Genomic DNA, 15841 nt, shown 5'->3' on the forward strand with positions numbered 1-15841 from the left:
TTGCACTACATCCGGCTCTCGGCGTGTCGCCCGCTCGGGCCAGGCACCTGGCCGGCCCGACCGCCTGACCGGCGCGGCCACCCGACAAACACGACAGGTCCGGCCAGGGCTGACGGGACTGGTCGTCCGGCCGGTATCGTCACCTGACCGGTGCGGCCACCTGGTCGGTGAGGTCGGTCCGGGCATCGGCCCGCAGCCGTACCAGACCCGCGAGCAGGCGCAGCTCGTCCACCGTCCGGGGAGCGGCGTCCAGCAGCGCCGGTGACATCACCAGGACCGCGAGCACCTGCGCCCGGGAGAGCGCGACGTTCATCCGGTTGCGCGAGAGCAGGAAGTCCAGCCCGCGCGGGGCTTCGGCCGCACTGGACGTCGTCAGCGACATGATCGCCACCGGCGCTTCCTGCCCCTGGAAGCGGTCCACCGTGGCGACCCGGACCCCGTGGATGCCGGCCTTGCCCAGTGCGTGCTCGATCGCGCGTACCTGCCGGTTGTACGGGGCGACCACCAGCACGTCGTCGGCGCGCAGGACGCGCTCGGCCGCGCCGTCGACGAAGCGCCGGCCGAGGATGCCCGTGAGCAGGTCACGGACGGCGTCCACCTCCGGATCGGACCGGGTGGTGTTGCCATGGTGGACCACGTCGTGCAGGTACAGGCCGGCTGCCACACCGTCGACGCGGCGGCCGGCGGCGACCGGGTGCGCGTGCAGGCGTCCCTGGTACGCCAGCGCCGACACCGGCGCGCACACCTGTGGGTGCATCCGCCGGGTCAGGTCCAGGAAGTAGCCGAACTCGGCCGGGATGATCTCCTCTTCGCCGAGCAGGTGGGACAGGGCGGAGGCGTCCGCGCCGTCCGGGTGGATGCCCGCGACGACCTGCGGGAGCTGCTGCGGGTCGCCGAGCAGCACGAGGTTGCGCGCGGCGCCGGCCACGGCCAGGGTGTCGGCGAGCGCGAACTGCCCCGCCTCATCGATGATCATTACGTCGAACGGTTCCGCGCGCAGCGCCGGGTTGGCGAACGCCCAGGCGGTGTCGCCGACGAGGTGCCCGTCCGGGTGCGCGGCCCGCCAGGACGCCAGCGCCCGGATGTCGCGCGGGGTGTCCCACGGCGTGTCCGGGTCGGGTTTCCGGCCGGATCGCAGTTTCTTCGCCGCGGCGACACCCCGGCCGGCGGTCGCCGTACCGTCCGCGGACACCGGATCGTCCGCGGTTACCGCGGTAGGGGGGCCGATCGCGGCGAGCATGGTGTTCTCGATCGCCTTGTGGCTGGTCGAGCACACTCCGACGGTGCGCCCCGCCCCGACCAGGTGGCGGATCAGCCTGCCGGCCAGGTAGGTCTTGCCAGCACCCGGCGGCCCCTGGACCGCGAGGTAGGAGTTGTCCAGGGCGTCTACGGCGGCGAGCACGGTGGCGATCAGATCCCCGCCGTGCTCGGCCGGATCCGGCAGTCCGGCACGCCCGGCGGGCCGGCCGACCAGCCGCGGCGGGCGTCGGCGCAGCAGGTCCATGGCAGCTCCGTCCGGCAGCTTCGGTCCGTCCGGCGGCTTCGGTCCGTCCGGCGGCTCCGGTCCGTCCGGCGGCTCCGGCTCGGCCTGCCGCGGGGCGGGCACCGGATGCGGGGTGGGCAGGACGGCGGCCACCATCTGGGCGAGTTCGGCGATCGCGGCCGGTTTGGGCTCCGGGCGCACTGGTGGGCCGGGCAGCACTGCCAGCGGTGGCTCGGCGCTGTTGTCCTCCGGTGCCGCGATCTCCCGGACGAGCAGCCGGTCGGGCTCGCTCCGTTCGATCTCGGCATCCCGGGTGCGGACGGCGACGCCATCGTCACCAACCGGCCCGACAGTGCCACCGTCACCGACGGTGTCCGGGTAGAGCAGCCGGACCCGCTCGCCGGTGGTGAACGGATGGGTGTGGTCGGGGTCGAGCGAGGCGAGCAGGCCGCGCCGGGCCTTCTTCTGCCGTCCGGTGGGGGCGCTCCAGCCCTCGACGACGGTCCACTCCAGCGGGACGGCGCAGCCGTCGTCGGCCTCCAGCGCGGCCCGGTCGGCGGTGAGCCAGGCGAAGAACTCCCACCAGGCGGGCTTGTTCTCCCGCCGGTGGTAGCCGACGGCAGCCGCCAGCAGGGCCTGTGCCCGCTCGTCGTCGCTCCAGGTCGCCGGGTCCTCGGGCAGGCCGGCGACCAGGGCGTCGACGGTCGCGTCGGCGGGATCCGGCAGTGTGTCGGCGGCGCCCTCCCCGGCGTCCGCCGCCGGCGCGTGCATGATCCCTTCGGCCGCGCGCAGGTCGAGCAGCCAGCGGTGCAGACGGTGGGTGGACACGCAGTCGACCCGGTTGTACTCGGCGATCTCGTTGAGGACGTGCTCGGCGGCCGCCTGCTCGCCGGCCGCGCGGTGGGCCAGAACGTTCTCGTAGGCGACGATGCTGTCGACGGCGGTCTTGACCTCGGCGCCGCGAGCCCCCGGCAGGTACAGCGGCTCCAGATACTTGATCGAATACGAGCGTTGGGAGATCTTCAGGCTGCGTCGGACGACCGTGTACAGGTCCACCAGCCGGTGCCCGGCGAGCAGGGCGTCCACCTGCCGTTCGCGGGTGCCGTGTCTGGCCGCGAGCCGTTTGAGCGCGTTCGGCTCATACGGTGCGTAGTGATATATGTGCGCTCGGGGATGGTACGCGAGTCGGCGCAACACCCAGTCGACGAACTGCTCGAACGCGCGCTTCTCCTCGGCGCGGTCGTGCGCCCAGAACGGGTGGAAGACCTCCACGGCGTCGGTGGTGAAGCCCGCCGCCGGGCCGTGGCCGGGGCGGCCCGTGTCGTCGCCGCTGTCGGCGGCTGCGCCGACAGCATCTGTGCCGACAGCGGTTGCGTCGAGGGTGACGGCACCGAAGAGGTACTCCAGGCCGGCGTTGTCCAGCGCGTACGGATCCCCTTCCATGTCGAAGTAGATGTCGCCGGGATCCGGTGTGGGCAGGGACGCGAGCCCGTCCGGCGCGACCACCCGGACGGTCACGGTGCCGGTCCGGTCGTCGTCGGTGCGGGTCGCGTCCTGGATGATCTGTAGCTGTGCCTGTAGCCGCAGCCCGGCGAACGTCGCCGCCGCCATCGAGGCGGGACGCCGCTCGTCGTCCGCGGCGGCAAGGTCCTCGACCGAGGTGATACCGGCGGTCCGCAGCTTGCGCCGCTGGTCCGTGCGCAGGCCGGCGACCAGCGACAGGTCGCGGGCGGCTTCCCGGCCCCGCTCGCAGTGGGCGGTGAACGCGCAGGCCCCGCAGGCGGGCCGCGGATCGCCCCAGGACGGCTGGGGGACTGCCGGCGGGCGCGCGAGCTGCGCGGTCAGCCTGCCCCGGGCGTGGTCGACCATGGGTGCGACGTCCTCGACCCGCAGTGACTCCAGCCGGCCGTCGCCGAGTAACAGGTGGATGCGATGCGCGGCGGCCACCCCGATCGCCGGCAGTGCCCGGGCGTAGGAGGCCAGCTGCACGACGGCCGCGGGGCGGGCGTGCCGGGCGAGCTTGGCGTCGTACGGTTCGTAACGGCCGGGTGTGGCCTCGCCGGTGCGCGCGCCGGTGACCGGGTCGAGGTGCGCGGCGATCAGGAAGTCGGGCCGTCCCTGGTAGGAGCCGTCGAAGAGCACCGCCTGATAGCTGACGGCGGCACCGGCGGCGACGGCGGCGCGGGTCTGTTCCCAGGCCGCCGTCAGCGCGGTCAGGCCGCCCTCGGGGCGTTCGATCGTCGCGACGGCGTCGGCGCCGAAGAGGCCGACGAGATGCGCGAGCCATCGCCGCTCGTGTGCGTCACCGTGGCGGACCAGCAGCTCGTCCGCTTCACCGGCCGTGATCGGCTCGCCGGTGCTGGCGTCGTCCAGCGGTACCCCGGCTGCGTGGGCGTGCGACAGCGCGAGTCGATGCCCGCACTCGAGCGCGTCGACGACGTCGCTCGCCGACACCACCCACCGGTCGTCGAACCGCTGCATGTTCCCCCACATCGCCCGGGTTCCCGTTCCCGGGGTTGCCTGCCGGGTTCGTGGAAAGCGCCGCGGCCATCATCCCGCCCCGAATCCCGGGTTGCTGGGAGGCAACAGAAAACCGGCGCCCCCGGAGTCCCTGCGCTGCCTGGCGACTTCGATCGCGGCGCTTCCGGTCGCGTACCGCGGGGACCTTGGGGAGCCCACGGTATGCTTGATCTCAGCGGCACGCGGCGTCAGACACGTCCCAACATCAGATGGCTCCGGCATCAGACGGCCCCAGGTCTGCCGCGCGGGTTCGCAGGAGGTGTGCCATGGCCGCGGAGATGGTCGCTCCCGCCTGGATGCACGAGCAGATCACGGCGGAGCAGTACGACTCCTGGTCCGAGGAGCAGTGCGCGGGCATTGAGATCGTGGATGGAATGATCGTTGTGAGCCCCAGCGCCTCCAAGCGGCACAACCGGCTGGCCCGGATCATCGCGAACGCTCTGGACGCGGCCGGCGGGGCGGACTGGAACGCCGACACGGACTTCGACGTCCGGCTGCAGGACGTGCCGCTGACCAATCGGCGTCCGGATGTCGTGGTGTACCGCTCGGACACGATCGATGTCACGCCCACCCGCCCGGAGCACGTGCTGCTGATCGCGGAGATCGTCTCGCCGGGTTCGGAGACCACGGACAGAATCGTGAAGGCAGACCAGTACGCCCGGGCCGGCATTGCCTACTACTGGCGGATCGAGGGGTCCGCCACCGGTGCTCCGCTGGTGTATTCCCATGTTCTCGACCCGGCGACCAGGACCTACCGGAACGCGGAGGTGTTCGTTGGCGTACTCGACACCACGGCGCCCTTCCCCGTGAAACTCGACCTCGGCCGACTCTGACCGGAAGGCCGACGTCGCCGACGTCGTCGTCGACAACGTGACACTGGATCTCCGCGTGCGAGAGGACCTTGTGGGCCGTGTCGAGAAGTTGACATGGCAGGAAATCGGTCGCACTGTGGTCGACGGCGAACTCTGCGTATCCGCTAGTCGGTTCGGGTGCCGTAGCGGGTGGCGGCATCGCGGACGAGCCGCAGCGATTCTGCGCTGGCGGTCAGGTGTTTGCTGTCCATCAGACTGAACGCGAACAGGCCGGCGCCGGTGACCTGTCGTATGTAGTCATCGGTGAAAATCGCCCGCAGATCGCTGTGCCAGGTTCCTGGCGAGCCGTCGTCGGGTTTGTAGTGCGCCACCATGACCGGACCGTATTTCCCGAGGATTCGTGTCATGTCACGGATGTCGTTGACGTTGTTCTTCGAGTCCATCGCCTGGAAGCTCTGGAAGTCCGACTGCCGCAGTACGTCGTCGAAATGTCCGATCAGTGATTTCCCGCCGCCTTTCCCGGGGTCGTCCCAGCGGGCCTGCCAGCCGCCCCAGCCGAGGGAGACCCGGGCGTTCGGCGCTATCGAGTGGAATATGTCCATCGCGGCGGTGTACTGGTCCTTGAGTTTCAGGTAGTAGTTCGTCACTTCCGGGGTGGCGGCCCAGGTGTTGGCCTTGCACGGGTAGGTCTGCAGCTCGGTGAACAGCGTGACGTACAGCGGCGGCCCGTCCGCCTCGCCGCCGAATATCTGGGCGAGCCGGCGGGTGTCGCTGAGGAACGACGACGACAGGGGGTAGTCCCGCCCGCAGGCCGGCCCGTACCTGGTCTGTACGGTGGCGACCCTGCCCGCCCCGCCGAGCCACACGACGAGGTGGATCGCGCGTCCACCGGTGTAGACCTGCGGAATCAGGTCCTTCGACCAGTTGGTGAGAAAACCGAAATCATTGGGACTGTTGTACCAGGTCGTGAACATTCCCAGCTGGTCGGCGACGGGTGAGGTCGCGTCGCTGTCGAGGGAGGGGCCGAGGCCGAACACGAGCTTGCCGGCCTGGCCGAAACCGGGTGGTCTGGCCGCGCCGGTAGCCGTGTCGCCGGTTTTTTCCACGGTGTCGGACGCGCCTGTCGTAGCCGCGCTGGTGCCGGTGGGGACGGAAGTGGGGGCAGCGCTGGCAGTAGTGGACGTCACTGCCGGCTGTCGTGCCGGCGGGCGGCCTGTCATGTCCGGCAGCGACCACACGGCCAGTCCGACCAGTGTCGTACAGAAGATAATTCCGGCCGTCAGAACGTGAAACCGTTTCAGCACGGACAAGGGGGCCGCTCCGTAGTTCTCCTGAAGTTTTCCCCCGGACGGGGACAGCGTACATGTTGCGGCATCGAATGATCTCCGGGACGGAGATTGTCGCTCGAGTGAAGGTGACGACAGCGAAGGTGACGACACGGACGCGCAACGGCATGGACCCGGCGCCGACGGCATCGTTCGTCATCGACGAACGGAGGCTCCCACCCGGCTGGTGGCGACACGGCAGGGAGGGCCCGGCGTCGACGCACGGCATCCGGCAGCTGGCATTCGATGTCGGATATCCGACCGTCTCGCCGCCCGTGCCGCTGGTCGCGGCCATCTACCGAGCCGCCGGAGCATCGATTGCACCACTCGTTGTGTCATAGATTGTACCGTCTGTCATAGCGCTGTCGGCCGTGTTGCTGTCAGTCGGTCCGTTCGGTCGAAACCCCCGATTCCGTCCGGATGCGGCAGTTATGATCGCTCCGGCGAAGGACGCCGGTAGCGACTGGCCCGGTGGCCACCAACCTCCGGCCACGGGGGGAGATACGCAGGTGGATGGGACCGCGCTGCAGGTCAACACCCCGGACGGTCAGGTTGTCCTTGCGGGTGGTGGACCGTACGTGGTCGGGCGGGCGCGTCAGGCCGACGTCGTCGTTGTCGACCGGCGCGTGTCCCGCCGGCATCTGATCCTGGAGTCGGGTGCCGACGGCTGGCTGGTACGCGACACCAGCGCCAACGGCCTGTGGTGTGATGGCAGGCGGGTGGGCAATGTCAACGTCACCACGCGTGGTGAGCAGGTCCGGATCCGGCTCGGCGCCGTGGACGGACCAGAGATCGTTTTTGTCCCACGCTCCGATTCCCGCCCGGAGCCGCCGGGCCGCACGGAGCAGCCCGGCGACCCGCTGACCGCGCTGGCCGGCGCCGGTGACCCCCCTGGCCCGCAGCCCAGACGGGTGGTCCGGGCCGGTGCGGCCGATGACGACGCGTCGACGTTCCAACATCAGGTGGTGAGCCACGACCGTAGGGTCCACCGGCTGCGTCCCGGGCGGATGATGCTGGGCCGCTCCCAGGACAACGACGTGGTCGTGGATGACTTACTGGCCTCTCGACACCACGCCCAGCTCCGAGTCGGCCCTCAGCGTCGGGTCGGCGGCGGCGGCGTGGGCGGTAGCGGTGCTGATGGCAGCAGGGCCGATAGCAGCATCGTCGCTGGGAACGGTAACGGTGCGGGCGGGGACGGCACCGCCGGTATTGCCGTCGAGGTCGTCGACCTGGGGTCGGCCAACGGCACGTTCGTCAACGGCCAGCGGGTGGCCCAGGCGTTCGTGGCGCAGCGTGACGTCATTGCGATCGGGCATCACCTGTTCCAGCTCGACGGTGGCACGCTGGTCGAGTACGTCGACAGCGGCGACGTCACCTTCGAGGTGAAGAGCCTGTCGGTGTGGGCCGGCCCCAAGCAGCTCATGCACGACGTCACGTTCCGGCTGCCGGCCCGGTCGCTGCTCGGTGTGGTCGGTCCGAGCGGCGCGGGCAAGTCGACGTTACTCAACGCGCTCACCGGGTTCCGCCCGGCAGATGCCGGTGTGGTCCGCTACGCCGGTCGGGATCTCTACGCCGAGTACGACGAGCTGCGTCGCCGGATCGGCTACGTCCCGCAGGCCGACCCGCTGCACGGTCAGCTCACCGTCCGCCAGGCTCTGGAGTACGGCGCCGAGCTGCGCTTCCCCGCGGACACGACGGTGGAGGAGCGGCGCAGCCGGGTCCGGGAGGTCATCGCCCAGCTCGGGCTGCGTGACCATGCCGGCACGCCGGTGAGCCGGCTGTCGGGCGGGCAGCGCAAGCGAACCAGTGTCGCTCTTGAGCTGCTGACCCGTCCGACCCTGCTGTTCCTGGACGAGCCCACCTCCGGCCTCGACCCGGCGAACGACCAGTCGGTGATGGAGGCGCTGCACGGGCTCGCCCGTGGCAGTGACGGCACAGCCGGCGCCGCGGGCGGTGGTGCCAGCAGCGCGGGCGAGGGCCGCACGGTGATTGTGGTCACTCACAGCGTTTTGTTCCTTGATCTGTGTGACTACCTGCTGGTGCTCGCTCCCGGCGGCCATGTGGCCTACTTCGGTCCGAGTGAAGGTGCGCTGCGCTTCTTCGGCAAGAAGGACTTCAAGGAGTTCGTGGCCGTCTTCCGGGAGCTGGAGGCGACCCCGGGCGACGTGCTCGCGGCCCGCTTCCGCGCGTCCGAGTACTACGTCCCGTCCGCTGTTGTCGCGCCGGTCGTGCGCCGCCCGCCGGCGCTGCTGCCCGGCATCCGCCAGCAGCCGGTGATGGCGCAGCTCTCGACGCTGGTCAGGCGGTATCTGCGGGTCGTGTTCGCGGACCGCTCCTACCTGCGGCTGATCATCGCGTTCCCGTTCCTGCTCGGGATCATCCCAAGGGTCATCCCGGCGAAGGACGGTCTGGCGGCGTTGCCGGAGCCCAATCCGGACGCGACCAAGGTGCTGGTCGTGCTCGTGCTGTGTGCGTGCTTCATGGGAATGGCGAACTCCGTGCGCGAGATCGTCAAGGAGCGGCCGATCTACCGGCGGGAGCGCACGATCGGCCTGTCGCGTACCGCCTACCTCGGCTCGAAGATCGCGGTTCTGGCCGCGATCACCACCTGTCAGTGCGTGGTGTTCACCCTGATCGGTTTACTCGGGCGCCTGCCGGCCAATGCGGTACTGCTCGGCTCGCCCCTCGGGGAGTGTCTGATCGCGGTGGTCGTGGCGGCGCTGTCATCGATGATGATCGGGCTGCTGGTGTCGACGCTGGTGGACAACGCCGACAAGACCATGCCCGTGCTCGTGCTCGTCACCATGGCCCAGCTTGTGCTCTCCGGGGGCCTGGTGTCGGCGGTGGGACGGCCGGTGCTGGAACAGGTGAGCTGGATCGCGCCGGCCCGCTGGGGCTTTGCCGCGCTGGGCTCGACCGCCGACCTCAACGAGGTCGCCAAGCTCGGCCGCGTCGGGCCCCGGGGCGATCCGCCGGATCCGCTGTGGGAGCACAGCGGATCTACCTGGCTCCTTGACGTCCTCGCCGGGGTGGGGGTGGGTGTCGTCGCGCTGGTACTGACCGCGTACATGATCCGCCGGATCGAGCCGAAGGTGAGTCGGCGCAGGACGATCGCGGATCCGTCATCCTGAGGTGACGGATCCGCGATCGGAAGGCTCCCCGCGTGACCGGAGAGGCGGTGGTACGGATGTGGGTTCATCAGCACGTCCCGGGCCGTCATCATGATCAGAGGTGCGCGCTATCGTGGCGGTTCATCTGGTCGGATCTCACCGCGGCGACCCCGCGCCGGTGAGGGTAGGCGGGGGAACGACGTTGACGCACATCATCTCGACGATCAACCTCAAGGGAGGCGTCGGCAAGACGACGATCACCGCGGCGCTGGCGGAGATCCTGGCCGGGGAACACGGCAAGCGAGTGTTGATCATTGATCTGGACCCGCAGACGAACCTGACCATCTTCATGATCGGCGAAGTGCGCTGGCAGGAGCTCAACGACTCCGGCCAGACACTCGCGTCGCTCTTCCGGGACGCGGTGGACCCAGGCCCGGCCGGCGGCCTCTTCGACATCCACCAGGCATTGCAGCGGGACGTCTCCCCGGTGGGCAGCGTCACCCGGGTCGACCTGCTGGCCTCCTCGCTGGACCTCATCGACCTCCAGGACAGGCTGCTGTCGCCTGTCGGGGCGCCCACCGCCGGCGGCCACAGCCCGGTGGAACTGCTGCACCGGCAGATCGAGAAGGTCGCCGACGACTACGACTACATCCTCGTGGACTGCCCGCCGAACCTGAGCGTGCTCACCCTGAACGGGCTGCGGATCTCGCACGGCTACATCGTCCCGACGATCCCGGACGTCATGTCCACGTACGGCATTCCGCAGATACGGGCCAGGATCCAGGCGTTCGCCGCGAGTGTGGGCCGGGACATCCCCGCCGTCGGCCTGGTCGTCAGCAAGTACCGGGCGAACGTCTCGCTGCACCGGCAGACCGCCGACTATCTGGCCCGCTCCGGGAGGGAGACCGGCCTGCGCGTGTTCAGCTCCAGGATCCCGGATTCGACGGAGATCGCGGAGGCTGCGGAGTTCAACGACTGGGGCACCCTGCGGCAGCGGTACGGCTACCACCGGCACTACGACGCCCTGGCCTCCCTCGCGACCGAGTTCATAGCCGCTGTCGAGGACACTGTCCCGTCATCGCGGCCCTCTTCGCCGTCGCCTTCTTCGGAGTCGTCTTCTTCGGAGTCGCGGGACGTGCCTTCGTAGGACATGCCCACGAGCGCAACGGACATGTATCCGATCACGCCCGATCACGCCAGCCGCGGAACCAGCCGCTACGGGTGCTTCATCCGCATCATCTTTAAATTCGATGAAACTTTATGACGAAACACTACGGAACATCTTCCTGCTGGCCACGTCCGCCGTGAGTCGTAGCAGCGTTGACGCGGCTGAGTCGACGAGTTCACGGGCCACGTCGGTGTCGGCCTGGTCGTAGTCGTCGAGGGCGTCACAGAGCGCGACCCACTCGAAGGCATCACGCCATGGGGCGGCGAACGCGGCCGGCCCGCTGGCGGCGAACAAGAGCGATCCGGCCTGGGCGGGCGCTGAGAGCAGGACACGGAGCTGGGCGGTAAGCGCGGTCCGCCTCGTCGGCCAGTCCGTCGTCTTCTCCACCGAGGCCGTCATGCGCAGCCGCGGCGACATCCTGCACGGCTGCCCCGCGCTGGTCATCGGGTTCGGCAAACTCGGCTCCTCGATCGCCTGTCTCCTGCACGCCAAGGGCGTCCAGGTCACCGTCTTCGATATCGACCCCGTCCGCCGCACCCAGGCGCTGTCCCAAGGCTTCGCCGTCGCCCGTGACCGCGAAAGCGCGCTGAACGGGGCCGGACTGGTCCTTTGCGCGACCGGTGCGGTCTCCCTGCACGGCGAGGACTTCCCTCACCTGCGCAACGACGCCTACGTTGCCACCGTCACCAGCCGCGAGGACGAACTCGAGCTGACCGGGCTGCCAGACGTCTACACCCGCACGGCGGTCGGCGACCATGTGACCCGCTACCAGACCACCGGGCACTACTTCTACCTGGCCAACGGCGGCAACGCGGTCAACTTCCTGCACGGCGCCAGCGTGGGGCCGTTCATCTTCCTGGTCCAAGCCGAGATACTCGCCGGGATCAGGATGCTCACCCGCGGCGATCTCACCCCCGGTATGCACGAGGTTCCCGCCCCCGACCGCGCCGCGATCGCGGCGATCTGGCTCTCCTACTTCAACAGATGATCAACTTGGCCATCACGGCAGACCACATCCGCGCCACCCTGACCACCTACCTCGACACCCACCCCGAGGACAAGCCCGACCTCGCGCCCGTTCTCGACCTCCTCGACACCGGCGCCGACCTCACCTCCCGCAGGGAGTTCCGCGGCCACGCGACCGCCGGCGCGATCCTCGCCAACGCCGACGGACGCATCCTGCACATCCACCACCGAGCACTCGACACGTGGCTCATGCCCGGCGGCCACCTGGAGACCTCGGACGAGACCCTTCTGGACGCGGCGCTGCGCGAACTCGCCGAGGAAACCGGCATCCCCGACGACGCCGTCACATCAGCCGACGATCAGCCGATCCACATCGACGTCCACCCCATCCCCGCCAACGACGCCAAGGGCGAGCCGGACCACCGGCACGTCGACGTCCGGTTCCTCTTCCGCACCACCGCCGACGTTCACCAGCTTCAGACCGAGGAGGTCACCGACGCGACCTGGCGCACCATCGACAACCTCAGTGACGCAACACTGCGACAGCGCATCGCCGAAGCCCTTCGCTGACGCCCGGCCGGCCGCCCCGGCGCATCCGGTCCCGGACGCAACGCAGGGGCGGGCCTCCATCACCGCCGCCCCCGCGCCTCGCACGCGCCTCACATCCCTGAACGGCGCACGACCCCACTGCCTGCGCAAAGGACTTGGCAGCCCGATACGCCGCATCCAAGGGCACCATGACCATCGGGCTGGCCGGGGATGTCGCGGCGGACGGCATCCGGGTCAACGCTGTCCGCCCCGGCCTCATCCGTACCGACATCCACGCCAGCGGCGGGCAACCCGGCCGCCTCGAGCGCCTCGCGCCCGGCATCCCGATGGGCCGCGGAGGGGAACCCGACGAAGTAGCGCACGCGATCGCCTGGCTGTGCTCGCCCGAGGCGTCCTACGTCACCGGCGCGATCCTCGATGTCAGCGGCGGCCGCTGACGCAGCCCATTCCTTCGTGCGCCCGCCACCACCCAGGGCGTCCACAGATGTCCGGTCCCGCATCAACCGTGTGATGGTCCGCCGTATGGTGTCTGACATGCCGAACCTGAACGTGTCCGTGCGGGCCGCGACCCTCGAGCAGGCCCGCGCCGCTGCGGCCGCCGTCGGGATGACGCTGTCGGCGTGGGTGGACAAGACGCTGGCCGAGTCGATCTGGACCCGTCCGGTTCGCCCGCCAGCAGCAGCGCAACGTCGCCCTGGGCGTCACCCCGGACTACCTGGCGGCCGAGTACGCCCGGCTGGAGGACCTGCGGCGTGCGGCAGGGTGAGGTGTGGGCGCGCGCCGACGCCTGATCGAGTCGGTCAACGACACCCTCAAAGGGCAGCTTGACCTGGAACAACACGGCGGCCGGACCTTCGAGGGCGTCGCGATCCGGGCCGCCCGGCGGCTACTGGCGATGGCCGCGGCGATCTGGCACAACAACAAGACCGCCGCGCCCGTCACCCGATCACTGATCGCCTATGACCCAATGCCGCTCAATTAGGCTGGAGGGGCGTCCGTCCATCCCGACACGCCAACGCCCGATCCCGCATCGATCAACTTCTGAACACGGCATCCAGTCACGTTCCTCAACGTCGATCAGTAGGCGGCGGAGTGCTCATGCCGCGATTTCGGCCGGTCGGCAGATAGAATCCAGATGTGGTGCGCCTTCGCCAGGTAGTTGAATTGCCAGCCGTTGACAACGACCGGCTGACCGACCGCATCTCGATCGGTGTGCTCGCCAGAATCGTTCCCCGGGACCTCGTCGAAGAGGTACTGGTGGAAACGAAGCGGCAGGAACGGCGTACCAGGCTGCTGCCAGCCCGGGTCATGGTGTACTTCACCATGACGATGTGCCTGTTCTTCGACGATGACTACGAAGAAGTCATGCGTAAACTCGCCGGTGCGTTGAGATGGCTGGGGAACTGGCAGGGTGACTGGAAAGTCCCGACCACCGGGGCGATCTCGCAGGCACGGATCAGGCTCGGTGCCGCCCCCCTGAAGGTCCTGTTCGAACGTGTCGCTGTGCCGGTCGCGGGGCTGGGTACCAAGGGCACTTGGCTGCGTTCCCGGCGGCTGATGGCGATCGACGGGTTCTTCCTCGACGCCGCAGACACCCCCGAGAACGTGGCCAGGTTCGGGCGGTCCACCAACGGACACAAGGCCAGCGCTCTGCCCCAGGTCCACGTCGTCGCGCTCGCCGAATGCGGCACGCACGCGATCGTCTCCGCCGCGGTCGGTCCCCGTGCCAGCGACGAACGTGCTCTCGCCGCCACCCTGCTCGACGCCTGCGAACCCGGGATGCTCCTCACCGCCGACCGTTACTTCTACAGCTTCGACCTCTGGCAGCAGGCGCTCGACACCGGCGCGGACCTGCTCTGGCGAGTCAAATCCGATCTCACGCTACCGGTCATCCGGTCCCTTCCCGACAGCTCCTACCTCTCTATCATCGTCAACCCGAAAATCAGAGGGAAACAGCGGAACCAGATCATCGCCGACGCCCGCGCCGGCCGCGACTTTCCCGAGGACTCCGCGACACCCGTCCGCGTCATCGAATACACGGTGCCTGACCGCACAGGATCCGGAACCGGAGAACTGATCTGCCTCATCACCAATATCCTCAACCAGACCGACATACCAGCGGTGGAACTCGCCACGGCCTATCACGAGCGCTGGGAAATCGAAAACATCTTCGATGAGATTAAGACACACCAGCGGGGCGAAGCCCGCGTCCTACGCTCGAAACTCCCGGACCTGGTGGAACAAGAGATCTGGGCGCTGCTCCTCAGCCACTACGCAATCCGATGTCTCATGTGCGAGGCCGCCGACGAAGCCGACGTCGACCCGGACAGGCTATCCTTCATGCGATCACTACGCGTCGTCCGCCGCCAGGTCACCGACCAGGCGGATTTTTCCCCCTGAGGACCACACGCACGCGCTCCGGGAAACCTTCACAGAGATCACCGAACGGCTTAACCCCGTGCGCCTCCACCGCACGTACCCACGCACCATCAGACGAGGCCGACACAACGCCTACCGAGTCAAAAGCCCAACAGACACCGGCACCAAGCATGATCAATCACCGAAGATCATGCTCGCTCGGGCCGCTTAACTAAGCGCCATTGGCCTATGACCACTGACCGACCCAACCGTTCGGACATACTTGTCTAAAGGCTCGTCACCGACGGGTGGTCGGCCGCCAGCTTGGCCCGCAGCGCGTCGATGAGCCCCTGGCCGTACGGCCCGGGGGACCAGTTCTGCTTCTGCAGCTCCTCGGGGATCGGCCGGGGCGAGGTGAGGTCGTCCGTCTCCGGGTTGTAGTCGTCCCGCCACATGTGTGGGGTCTGGGGAGGAGCGGTGATTGGGAAGGGCAGCTGCTTGATGAGCTGTATCCCGTCCCAGAACGTCCAGTCGCGTTCCACCAGGCCCTCGTCGTTGTAGACCTGAATGGTAATCCCATCGATGAATGGCTTCACCCCGCCAGTGGGCATGCCCAGGAACAGGTCGCCCTGAAAGTTGGCCTGCCACACCCAGTTGAACACTCCGAGGCGTTCGCCACCCAGGTAGTCGGTGGCGATGAATTTGTGGGTACCGAAGAGGTCCCGCCTCGACCACAGCGGGAACAGCTTCATCATCCGGTCGTGGCCGACGATGTGCTGGTCCAGGATCGGGTCCTCGAAGATGCCGTCCTTGGCGTAGAAGTCCCGGGTGGCCTCGCCACTGATGAAGAAGGCGTCAAGCCAGGGCTGGGCCTTTGTGTCGACGAGGTCCATGCGAGCCACCGACTCGGCCCCCTCGGGAACCACACGCAACTGGTCCAGCAGGTCCTTCGCGTACGGCCCCGGCGACCACTCCAGCTTGTCCAGCGCCGGCGGGCAGGGCCGAGGGGCCGTCATCGGGTCAGTTGCCTGATCCCAACCGTCCCGCCACAGGTGTGGCGTCGCCGGCGGGTTCTCGATCGGGTACGGCAGTTGCCTGATGCACTGGATGGCGTCCCAGTAGGTCCAGTCCCGTGTCACCTTGCCGTCTTCGTTGTAGACCTGCACGGTGATGCCCTCGATGTAGGGCGTCACCCCGTCGGTCGGCATCCCTAAGAAGTTGTCGTTGAAATTCGCCTGCCACACCCAGGGAAATACACCGAGCTTCTCGTTGCCGAGATAGCTCGTGGCGATGAACTTGTGAGTGCCGAAAAGGTCCGGCATCGACCACAGCGGGAAGAGGCGCATCATCTTCTCGTGGCCATTGATGTGCTGGTCGAGGACCGGATCGGTAAAGATGCCGTCGGGAGCGTAGAAGTCCCGGGTGGCCTCCCCGCTGGTGAAGAAGGCGTCCAGCCATGCCTGCGCGTATTCCAGATTCACGCCACATCACTCCCCGTGTCGTTGTCGTGAAAACGGGCTCAATCTAACTCGCGTCACTGCCGAGCGCAA

The 15841-nt window shown here is 68.6% G+C and carries 9 protein-coding genes and 3 pseudogenes; 8 read left to right on the plus strand and 4 right to left on the minus strand.

Features of this window, described 5'->3' with window-relative positions; translation table 11 throughout:
- Window positions 1–139: 139 nt before the first annotated feature.
- Window positions 140–3964 carry a TM0106 family RecB-like putative nuclease gene (locus FSYMDG_RS02275; protein WP_043602802.1) on the minus strand — a complete coding sequence of 1275 codons (3825 nt, stop codon included), beginning with the start codon at window positions 3962–3964 and terminating at the stop codon, window positions 140–142.
- A 305-nt stretch (window positions 3965–4269) separates the two neighbouring features.
- Between FSYMDG_RS02275 and FSYMDG_RS02280 the strand changes: the two genes are divergently transcribed.
- Window positions 4270–4836 (plus strand): Uma2 family endonuclease, encoded by a 567-nt coding sequence (locus tag FSYMDG_RS02280; protein ID WP_013872001.1) that lies wholly within the window; start codon window positions 4270–4272, stop codon window positions 4834–4836.
- Window positions 4837–4979: 143 nt separating this feature from the next.
- On the opposite strand, the gene FSYMDG_RS02285 is transcribed toward FSYMDG_RS02280, so the two are convergent.
- Window positions 4980–6002, minus strand: a complete 1023-nt coding sequence (locus FSYMDG_RS02285; RefSeq protein WP_131772061.1) for a hypothetical protein — start codon at window positions 6000–6002, stop codon at window positions 4980–4982.
- Between the two features lie 647 nt (window positions 6003–6649).
- On the opposite strand from FSYMDG_RS02285, the gene FSYMDG_RS02295 reads away from it, so the two are divergent.
- Entirely contained in the window at window positions 6650–9271 is a 2622-nt protein-coding gene (locus FSYMDG_RS02295) for an ATP-binding cassette domain-containing protein (RefSeq protein ID WP_013872004.1), read from the plus strand.
- Window positions 9272–9452: 181 nt separating this feature from the next.
- Complete coding sequence (locus FSYMDG_RS02300) at window positions 9453–10397, plus strand: ParA family protein (protein ID WP_085948579.1); 945 nt, start codon at window positions 9453–9455, stop codon at window positions 10395–10397.
- A gap of 111 nt (window positions 10398–10508) precedes the next feature.
- On the opposite strand, the gene FSYMDG_RS27810 is transcribed toward FSYMDG_RS02300, so the two are convergent.
- Complete coding sequence (locus FSYMDG_RS27810) at window positions 10509–10805, minus strand: hypothetical protein (RefSeq protein ID WP_237702953.1); 297 nt, start codon at window positions 10803–10805, stop codon at window positions 10509–10511.
- Between FSYMDG_RS27810 and FSYMDG_RS02310 the strand changes: the two are divergent.
- The 5 genes and pseudogenes from FSYMDG_RS02310 to FSYMDG_RS02330 all read left to right on the plus strand — a co-directional run.
- Window positions 10777–11406 (plus strand): annotated as a pseudogene (locus FSYMDG_RS02310) (NAD(P)-binding domain-containing protein); the annotation flags it as partial. The gene FSYMDG_RS27810 and the pseudogene FSYMDG_RS02310 sit on opposite strands and share 29 nt — an antisense overlap.
- Window positions 11403–11954: an NUDIX hydrolase gene (locus FSYMDG_RS02315; protein WP_013872007.1), complete on the plus strand. Its 552-nt coding sequence runs from the start codon at window positions 11403–11405 to the stop codon at window positions 11952–11954. The pseudogene FSYMDG_RS02310 and the gene FSYMDG_RS02315, both read left to right, overlap by 4 nt.
- Before the next feature lie 146 nt (window positions 11955–12100).
- Window positions 12101–12370: pseudogene (locus tag FSYMDG_RS02320) on the plus strand (SDR family oxidoreductase); the annotation flags it as partial.
- Window positions 12371–12720: 350 nt separating this feature from the next.
- A pseudogene (locus tag FSYMDG_RS02325) lies at window positions 12721–12915 on the plus strand (IS982 family transposase); the annotation flags it as partial.
- Between the two features lie 155 nt (window positions 12916–13070).
- On the plus strand, window positions 13071–14333 hold the full coding sequence (locus tag FSYMDG_RS02330) for an IS4 family transposase (RefSeq protein ID WP_013872077.1): 1263 nt from the start codon (window positions 13071–13073) through the stop codon (window positions 14331–14333).
- A 245-nt stretch (window positions 14334–14578) separates the two neighbouring features.
- Here the strand turns inward: FSYMDG_RS02330 and FSYMDG_RS02335 are convergent, their stop codons facing one another.
- Window positions 14579–15772, minus strand: a complete 1194-nt coding sequence (locus FSYMDG_RS02335; protein WP_013872008.1) for a hypothetical protein — start codon at window positions 15770–15772, stop codon at window positions 14579–14581.
- Window positions 15773–15841: the final 69 nt, after the last annotated feature.

The organism is Candidatus Protofrankia datiscae, assembly GCF_000177615.2.
In the GTDB taxonomy this organism is placed as follows: Bacteria; Actinomycetota; Actinomycetes; order Frankiales; family Frankiaceae; genus Protofrankia; species Protofrankia coriariae.

Bases quoted from the DNA above. Each gene is read 5' to 3' on its own strand.
- FSYMDG_RS02280 (WP_013872001.1), top strand. From the start codon at position 4,270: ATGGCCGCGGAGATGGTCGCTCCCGCCTGGATGCACGAGCAGATCACG.
- FSYMDG_RS02275 (WP_043602802.1), bottom strand. From the start codon at position 3,964: ATGCAGCGGTTCGACGACCGGTGGGTGGTGTCGGCGAGCGACGTCGTC.
- FSYMDG_RS02315 (WP_013872007.1), top strand. From the start codon at position 11,403: ATGATCAACTTGGCCATCACGGCAGACCACATCCGCGCCACCCTGACC.